Source organism: Actinoplanes siamensis (assembly GCF_016862395.1).
Taxonomy (GTDB): Bacteria; Actinomycetota; Actinomycetes; order Mycobacteriales; family Micromonosporaceae; genus Actinoplanes; species Actinoplanes siamensis.
In genome coordinates, this window is sequence record NZ_BOMW01000071.1 from 39,740 (window position 1) to 47,857 (window position 8,118).

Here is an 8,118-nt window from a genome sequence, read left to right on the forward strand (position 1 = left end):
ATACATACAAGGTCGCTTGAGTTTCCGGATTTGCCGCCGATAGAGCGCGCCGGCGGCCTTAGAGCGTCGGCATCGAGCGCTCGGCCGCGGCTGCCAGCCGGATCAGGTTGCGCTGATCAGCCGCCGGATCGAAGGCGTCGACGTTGAGCGAGATCGTCTCGGCAGAACGTTCGATCGGAGCGGTCAACGCCGCCAGCTGCGTTCGACCATCACCACCGCCTGCGGCAGGTAACCTGCGAGCATCGCCTTGAAGATCGTGTGATTCGACGCGAGATGCTGCTCCACCAGAGCGTCGACGAACGCGGCGAACGCCTGAGGGTCGACCGCTTACTCGTCGTTGTGCAGATCCACGACTCCGCACGGGCGGGTTAGCAACCGGCACCAACGCCTCGGTCCTCCGAAAGAATAGCTGAGCCACCCTCGTAGCCGGGTTCCACAGCGTCCCTCCGGTCGTCGCATCATCGAAGTACTGACTCACCGTGTTGAGCGACAGGTTGATGGGCTCGGGCTCACTCTTGGTGGACTCATCACGCGTGGTGACGGTCGGCCGGGGCAGATCGCGCGTTATCTGCGGCAGATGAGGACGGCACGGCCCGAACGGAATTGACTCCCACGTCGGGCGTGGCATGCCAGCCGCCCCGCGTCGAGTCGGCGTCGTCACACGCGGATTCCCTCGCCGAGCATCGCGGCGTCGGACCGAGCCGCCGGCGAACCGTGATCAGTTTGATGTGAGATGTTATCTGCTTGCCGCTCAGCGACCGCCCCGGCCGGCCGATTAGCGAAGGTGACCCGCGTCAGTCAGCCCGGCGGCAGCGTTGCTGGCGAGGTGACCAACTCCTGGCCGTCCTGGGCGCTCGCCGCCGAAGATCGCGATGAGTCGGAGTTGGCTCTCGCCTTGTTCGGTGGGCTGCCCGCGGAACTCGCGGACGAGAGCGTCGCGGTGTCCCGGGCCGCCTTGCTGCTCCGGGTGGGACAGCCCGCACAGGCGGTCGCGGTCCTGGCCGAGCACGGATACACCAAACTACCTGAGGTGAACCGCGCCGCGTGGCCCGACTTGGTCCTGGCGGCCGGCAGCGCCGCCGTCGGAGACCAGGCCGCCTATCGGTGGTTGATGGCCTGCGTCCGGCGTTTTCAGGATGCGTCGGACGCGTGGCGGCTCAATTACCTCGTCGCCGCGGCGGCCACGGGAGTTCACGACCGTCCCACGGCGGACCAGGCGTGGCACACCCTGGTGGCCCAGTATGGAATCGTCACGCCAGTCACGGCAGCGGAGTTCGGTGCTGTGGTAGTGGCAGGCCGCGACCCGCGCGACGTCCGTGCCGCTACCGTGGCGGTGGCGACGGCCGTCACTGGTCTTCACGACATCGGCGTTCCGATCGAGCAGAACCCGGAGCCGACGTTGCGCGCGGCCCGTGCGTTGCAAGCGCGTGGGGACGTTGCCGGCGCCCGCCTGCTCCTGCACGTCGTGCGGCGCCGCATACCGCACAACGCCGCGCTGGACGGGGCGCAGGCCAAGCTGACTCCGGTGGCCGCGATGCGCCGGCACCGGCTGCTGGTCGTCGTCCTGTGGTGCCTGGCCCCGACACTGTTGCCGCTGGGAGTGGCCGGGGGCCTCATCGTGCTGGCCGTAAGCCGGGCCTGGCAGCGCTGGGTGCCGATCCCCGGCCTGAGCCGGCCTGACAGCTCGGTGTGGCGCGCCTTCCGCGGCTTGAGCTATGACCCGTACTCAGATCCGCGCGACCCGCCACCGAAGGACCAGGCCGGGTACTACGGACTCGCGGCCCTGTTGTCCCTGCTGTTCGTGGCCTTGCCGCTGGCAGCCCCGACGACGGCACTCGTCAACGCGCTGACCGGAGGCGGTGACGCCACCGACGCGGGCCGACCGATCGTGGTCGGGACGTGGTTGTTGCTCTGCATCGGCATCCCGGGCCTGGTTTTCTTGATTGCCCGGCAGGCACACCGGCAGATGCGCGCACGTCAGCACCGGCGCGACCGCCAGGCCGCCCAACGGGCCCGCTTGAGCCAGGCCAAGCGGTGCCATTGCTGGCAGGTCCGAAGCATTTCGGGGGAGTTCGCGGTCGAGTACGAGCGCCAGCACCTCCACCCAGAGGCAAGCCCGCCGCTGCCGGTGGCGTTGCCGGGAACGGCCGGCCTCGGTCGCTGCCCGACCACCGGTGCGCTCTGGCTCACCCTCGACGCGGACGACGCGGGGAAGGCGCTTCTGCTGCGCGGGACCACGCCACCGGAGAACGAATCAAAGCCAGAACCGGGTGGCCTGTACATCTGAAGCGACTCGTCGACGATCGCGGAACGCACACGCTCATCGGCAGAAGCACGCACCGAGTTATCGTCTGTCAGCCGGTCAGGATCTACGGTGAGTGACTTGACGCCCGGCCTTACCGGCGGCGACAGGATGGATCCGCTGGTCGAAAGTGAGACTCAGTGCGGGATGAGGACGCGTTGGCGGAGTAGGTCGAGGTTGGCGCGGCCGTACATGGCGCGTTTGAGAGCCTTGATGCGGTTGACCTGCCCTTCGACGGCGCCGGAGCTGTAGGGCAGGGTGAGTCCGGCGGTGACCGCGGCGTGGTGGCGGCGCTGGCCAGCCACCAGGGCGTGCAGGGCGTCGGTTTCCACGGCACGCATCCACCCCTCCAGGCGCTCGCCGCCGAGCTCGCGCATCATGGCCGCGAACGCGGCGACGTGCCGGCGCACCGCCCGCAGTTCGGGCAGCGGGCCAGGATGCCGGCGAGCGCCGCGCTGTGTTCAGTGTCCAAGTGCGCGGTATTCCTGCAGCTCAAAGCGGAGACCTGCTCGTCGAGAGCAGCCCTGGCTTGCATCAGGCCAGGGCTGCTCTTGATCAGGTCCTGTCTCCGCGGATCAGTGGTCTTTCAGGAATCGGTGCGCGGTGATCGCGATTCCTAGGCCGGCCAGGAAGGTGGTTCCGCCGGCGGTAGCGGTCTGCATCCCGGTGGCATCTACCGCTCTGGCGATCAGGACGGCCACGACCGCGCACAGCGCGGCGGCGAGGGTGTAGACGGCCAGCCAGAGGCCGGTGGCACTTTGCGGCGTCTCGGGCCGCGTGAGATTCGCATCGTGCGATGCAAGGTGTTCCCTGCGGGCGGAGGAGTCGGATAGGTTGGGGGTCATGGAAGGGATCATCGCCCTTTCTGCAGCTCATAAGTTCGTGGCAGAAGGTGGCCGCACCCGTGCAGGGGTACGGCCACCAAAGAAGCGCCCTCACCGGTCCCTGTAGACGCGGCGGGAGCACTTCTTGCTGCCGCTCTAATGTCTTGGCGAACAGCACACCGATCTAGCCCTATGGCCACCCCTCGTGTCCATACGGCCGGTGGCATTCGGCGACGGGAGCCCCTCGGTCGCCTGGTTAGCCTCGACAGGAGAACGTGGGATGCAGGGCGACAACGGCGTGCGCTCAACCGGCACAAACATTGATCGTGGTGCGTGGGCTTCGGTGTTCACCGGTGAGCTCCTGAAAATGATCAAGTCGTCCTACCGGACGCAAGTCGCCTTCGTCGAGCACCTCGGCCAGGCATCACGGGATGACCCGGGGGCGGCAAAACATGGGCGATACCCTCGTTTGACGAAACAGCAGCTGTCGAAGCGCCTGAAGAAGACCGTCCCCGATTGGCCGCTGGCCACCATGATCATCAAATGCTGTACGCATAATGATCATTCAGCGGCCGCGGGCGAATTGGCGCGGATGGCCGGCATCTATGAGGCGGCGACCGGTGCCGCGCCCAAGGGCTATGCCGGCCCGCGGATCACGCCGGAGCCGCCGGCTTCGGCCAGGACAGCTGAGCTAGACCCCGGCGTCGTCCCACATCTGCGGGGCAGGCTTGCGGACACCCAGGCGCAGCTGACCGCGTGCCGCAAAGACCTCGACACCCGCGACCAGCAGCTTCACGCGTACCGGGAAAGACTCTCCCTTCGCGACAGCGAGATCGAGGTCATCACTGCGGAGACCCGGAAGACGTCCTCATCGCTGGTGGCCGTCCAGCTCCGAAACGGCCAGTACGCCGCCCAGATCGAACGGCTGCGGGTAGAGCTGTCCGAGGTCACCGCGCGCTACCAGGATCAAGCAGCCCGCGCCCACGCACTCACGAGCCGCTATCGCGCCCTCTGGGAACGCTATGCGCTGCTGAACATCTCCCGCGAGACAGGACCGGGCCACCCCGTATTGGCGGCCGGTGCCCTGGCGATCTATCCGCCGCACCTGGCACTGCCGGTCGACCCCGACGCACCGGCGCCACGGCGGGCCCTGGCGATCTACCTGAACACCTACCGGGAACTGGTCGAGCTCTCGCTGCCGGCCATCGCCAGCGCCTGCGGCCTCGACGTGCAGCATGCCGAGGACATCCTTGCCGCCAGGACCGCGCCCTCACTGGACACGGCGATGACCATCGCTGTGGCCGTCACCGCTCCCGCGCCGACCGTCGCGCGACTACACGCGACGATGCGCGACGACGAGTCGTGGAACGAGCGACCGGTCGCCTCGTCGCCGGTCTCGGAGTTCGATCAGATCGTCGCGTCCATGACCGAGCAGGAGACCGTCGCCGACACCGGCGACCGTCGCTTTCCCCCGGCTCTCCTCACCATGGCGGAAACCAAGCTGACGCGACGCGTCGCTCCGGTCTCTGTGGCCGTGCCAGAGCAGGCGACCGTCGCCGGCGACGGTCACCGCGACCGTCTGGATACGGGCGACGGCCAGCCGACACGAATTCGCTGGTCGCACGTCGCGGGCAACACGATGATTGCCGTCGCCATCTGGGCGGGCATTCTGTGGGGCCTTTACTCGGCCCCGATCGAGCCGATGTCGCCGTCATCGATGCTCGTGCTCGCGGGCATGTTGACCCTGATCGGCACGGGGCCGGCCTGGGGCGTGCCGGGAAACTCGCTGCTGGCACCGTTCCTGTTGCTGATGAAGGTGATCGGGCGGCGGTTCTATCGCGGCCGGCACGTGCGTCCCGGCGGCAACCAGGAACGACCGGGCCTGGACACATATCGGGCCGCCATGGCTGTCCCCTACTCCGACCTGGCCCCATCAGGTTTCAGCATCGAGAACGATGCCTGCCGTAGGGCACGGAGGGAAACTTTCGACCGGTTGACCTTTCGCGCACCCGTGACCGCACCAGCGCCGGCCTACTGGTCCGAGCCTGATCAAAGCGACGGGCCGTGGTCGATGTTGGGCTCGGGGTGGTCGCGGTAGTAGTCGTAGTCGGGTGAGGAGTAGCCGCGGCCCGGATGCACGGTGCGGCCGCCGGCACCGGGCTGCTGCCATCCGAGCCGGGCCATCCGCTGGGCGGTCTGCTCGACAGCGCGGCCGAGTTCAGGCGAACGGACGACGGGTTTGCGGCGGGCGCCTCGTAACGTGGCCGCATGGGGAATCGGTGGTGGGTCGCCGTCCTGGTCATCATCGCGTTGGTCGTGGCTGGCCTGCTGTACGTGGCGAGGCCGGCGCGGGCCGCGTCGTTCCGTCAGCCGTCTCAGAGATCGCTTGCTCAGCGGGGCCGATGCTCTGTCTGTAGACGCCTCGTGGCCCTCACCGCCGACGGGAGAGTTCCGCGGCACAACGGCACGATCCGTGCCTACACCCCGCCCGAGGAGTGCCCAGGGAGCGGACGCCACGAGAGCGTATAAGTGACGCCGTCCGGGGCCGACCACTGACAGCCTGGGCTCGCCTGCTCGATCGTGATGCATAGGTCTGCAGGAGGTGATCTTGTTGAGCGACAGGCTCGCGTCCTGATCAACGACAAGATCGCATCCGACATGACGACAGGATCGTGTCCGTTAGCCGAACCTTCAACGGACAACCGCCCTTCTCACACAGTCGACACCGCGGATGGCGACCGACCAGCACTTCGACCCACCCCGCCTCGTCTCACATAGGGTGTCCGGTGATCTGTACGGTGAGCGGGGGTTATTCGTTACACTCCGCGCCATGACCCCCGGCATCTCGATCGGCTACGCCCGCTGTTCCACCGACAAACAGGACCTCGAAGCCAACCGGCAGATCCTGCTCGACCTCGGCGTACCCGAAGACCGGATCTACCTCGACCGGGCATACTCCGGCACCACCCGCGCCCGGCCCGGCCTCGACCAGGCCCTCGCCGCCGTCCGCCCCGGCGACACCCTCGTCGTACCGAAACTCGACCGGCTCGCCCGGTCCGTACCCGACGCCCGGCAGATCGGCGACTCCCTCGCCACCCGCAACATCCGGCTGCAGCTCAGCACGATGGTCTACGACCCGGCCGACCCGATGGGCAAGATGTTCTTCAACATCCTCGCCACCTTCGCCGAGTTCGAGGTCGACCTGCTGCGCATGCGCACCCGCGAGGGCATGGCGATCGCCAAGGCCAAGGGCAAACTCAAGGGCCGGGCCCCGAAACTGTCCGCGCCCCGGCAGGCGCACCTGCGCAAGCTGCACGCCGCCGGCGAGCACACCATCGCCGAACTGGCCGAGCTGTTCGAGGTCTCCCGGCCCACCGTCTACCGGGTCCTCGAACGTTCCCAGAACGCCACGACGGCATGACGGCTGTGCTCACCAGCAGGACTGCGCGAGCAGCCAGTGCGGCAATCATGCTGGTCGCCATCACCGTCGGCCTCAAACTGCATGTCCTGACCAGGCTGGACACTGCCGTCACCGACGTCTTCCCGCGCCACCGTGACCCGGCGTTCCCCTGGCCCGCACACGCCGGTTTCTCCCTGGGCCAGACGTGGGTCTTCCCAGCCGTCTCCGCCGTGCTGACGGTCATCCTTGCCCGCCGCCGACGCAGCTGGCGTCCATTGCTGGCCGTGGCAGCGGTGTGGCTGGCCCATTCCGCCGTCACCGGGGTCATGAAGGTCTGGGCTGCCCGGCAAGCCCCGGGGAGTGGCCAACCGGACCTCCGCACCGCCGCATGGGGCGACGCGATGAGCTACCCCTCGGGCCACATCGCGAACATCATGGTCTTCACCGCCGTCATCGGTGCCCTGCTGACCGCCCTGACCGGTCAGCCGCACTGGCACACCCGGCTCCTGACCGTAGGAATCGCCAGCAGCACCATCTGCGCCGCCTCCATGATCTACCTCGGCTACCACTGGACCACCGATGCGATAGCCGGATTCGCCCTCGGATGCCTCACCCGCATCGGCGTCGCGCTCGGGCTCACCACGGCGCTCGCCTCGCTTCGCGGCCCCGATGATTCCGCTCCCGCGCTCGGCAAGGCCCCGGCTGTCAGCTGCGGCGAATCCCACTGACAGCCCGGACACGATCTTGTCGTCGCTGAGGACACGATCCTGTCGCTCAACAGGGCTACCGCTGGGGCACACGGAATTCGAGGGCAACGCCGGCGTTCTGCGCGCTAGTGCCGACCAGGTCGGCGGGGTGCAGCCGAGGTGAGCGTGCCCCCGCCGATCGAGAGGCAGCCGGCCGCCGAGGCCCTGGCCGTTGAGCCGAACGCCCCTGCTGCGGAGTTACCCGTCACCGGCGTCGGCGGCTGCGGTACGCGCGGATGGCTCCAGGTATACCGGCGTGTGGTGCCCCCGGTGCCCCCCACAGTGCGGCCTTCGACCACTCGGACTGTTTTCGAGATCGGAGCCAAGGCTGCGACACCCATATCAACGCGACACGAGCAAGTCGTAACACGTCAAAGTTATGTCTTTTCTTGCGCACGCGCGTGGCTGCCACTCCTGGCACGGTCAGTCTTTTGTTGACACTGTCCAGCCCTTCGTCGGACTGTCCGTCTTTTTCTAATACTACAGTACCCCCCCCAATAGGCTCCAAGAATAAATTTGAGGGAACTCACACACGGTTTACCGCGCGGATTCCAATGTTGACCCGTTCGCTGCAATTACGATCCGAAAGGGCTGAGTAATGACGATTTCGATAACCCGTATGGCGATCGGCGCTGGCATGGCGGTTGCCACCAGCATGGGTCTAGGTGTTGGTGCTGCATCAGCCGCTCCGCTTAGCGGGTCTGACACGGCAGGCCACGTTATGCCCACCAGCGAGAAGATCCTTCTCAAATGGTACGACACCAAAAAAGCGTGCAACACGGCGGGTAAAGATGGCGTGAGAAGCCACCAGTGGTATTCCGACGAATGGGTCTGCGAGCAGGGGGG

8 protein-coding genes and 1 pseudogene are annotated in these 8,118 nt (G+C 67.2%); 5 read left to right on the forward strand and 4 right to left on the reverse strand.

Annotated elements, in window-relative coordinates; genetic code table 11:
* Window positions 1–58: 58 nt before the first annotated feature.
* Both Asi03nite_RS38660 and Asi03nite_RS38220 read right to left on the reverse strand, forming a co-directional pair.
* The gene (locus tag Asi03nite_RS38660) at window positions 59–187 is read right to left on the reverse strand and encodes a hypothetical protein (protein WP_275409512.1); all 129 of its coding nucleotides are present in this window, start codon (window positions 185–187) and stop codon (window positions 59–61) included.
* Window positions 184–312 (reverse strand): annotated as a pseudogene (locus Asi03nite_RS38220) (DUF6086 family protein); the annotation flags it as partial. The gene Asi03nite_RS38660 and the pseudogene Asi03nite_RS38220, both read right to left, overlap by 4 nt.
* Window positions 313–826: 514 nt before the next feature.
* Here Asi03nite_RS38220 and Asi03nite_RS32420 point away from each other — a divergent pair.
* A complete protein-coding gene (locus Asi03nite_RS32420) occupies window positions 827–2,287 on the forward strand; it encodes a hypothetical protein (protein ID WP_203684321.1) in 1,461 nt (486 codons plus the stop codon).
* A gap of 152 nt (window positions 2,288–2,439) precedes the next feature.
* Here Asi03nite_RS32420 and Asi03nite_RS38225 read toward each other — a convergent pair whose 3' ends face one another.
* Together Asi03nite_RS38225 and Asi03nite_RS32430 are read right to left on the reverse strand one after the other, a co-directional pair.
* A complete protein-coding gene (locus Asi03nite_RS38225) occupies window positions 2,440–2,712 on the reverse strand; it encodes a transposase (protein ID WP_373872195.1) in 273 nt (90 codons plus the stop codon).
* 165 nt (window positions 2,713–2,877) lie between these two features.
* On the reverse strand, window positions 2,878–3,159 hold the full coding sequence (locus tag Asi03nite_RS32430) for a hypothetical protein (protein WP_203684322.1): 282 nt from the start codon (window positions 3,157–3,159) through the stop codon (window positions 2,878–2,880).
* A gap of 247 nt (window positions 3,160–3,406) precedes the next feature.
* Here Asi03nite_RS32430 and Asi03nite_RS32435 point away from each other — a divergent pair, with 247 nt between their 5' ends.
* From Asi03nite_RS32435 to Asi03nite_RS32450, 4 genes are all read left to right on the forward strand, one after another.
* Window positions 3,407–5,224 (forward strand): hypothetical protein, encoded by a 1,818-nt coding sequence (locus Asi03nite_RS32435; protein ID WP_203684323.1) that lies wholly within the window; start codon window positions 3,407–3,409, stop codon window positions 5,222–5,224.
* A 732-nt stretch (window positions 5,225–5,956) separates the two neighbouring features.
* Entirely contained in the window at window positions 5,957–6,547 is a 591-nt protein-coding gene (locus Asi03nite_RS32440) for a recombinase family protein (RefSeq protein ID WP_203684324.1), read from the forward strand.
* Between the two features lie 47 nt (window positions 6,548–6,594).
* Window positions 6,595–7,254 carry a phosphatase PAP2 family protein gene (locus tag Asi03nite_RS32445; RefSeq protein WP_203684325.1) on the forward strand — a complete coding sequence of 220 codons (660 nt, stop codon included), beginning with the start codon at window positions 6,595–6,597 and terminating at the stop codon, window positions 7,252–7,254.
* Between the two features lie 616 nt (window positions 7,255–7,870).
* The coding region (locus Asi03nite_RS32450) for a hypothetical protein (RefSeq protein WP_203684326.1) at window positions 7,871–8,118 on the forward strand (248 nt) is incomplete at its 3' end.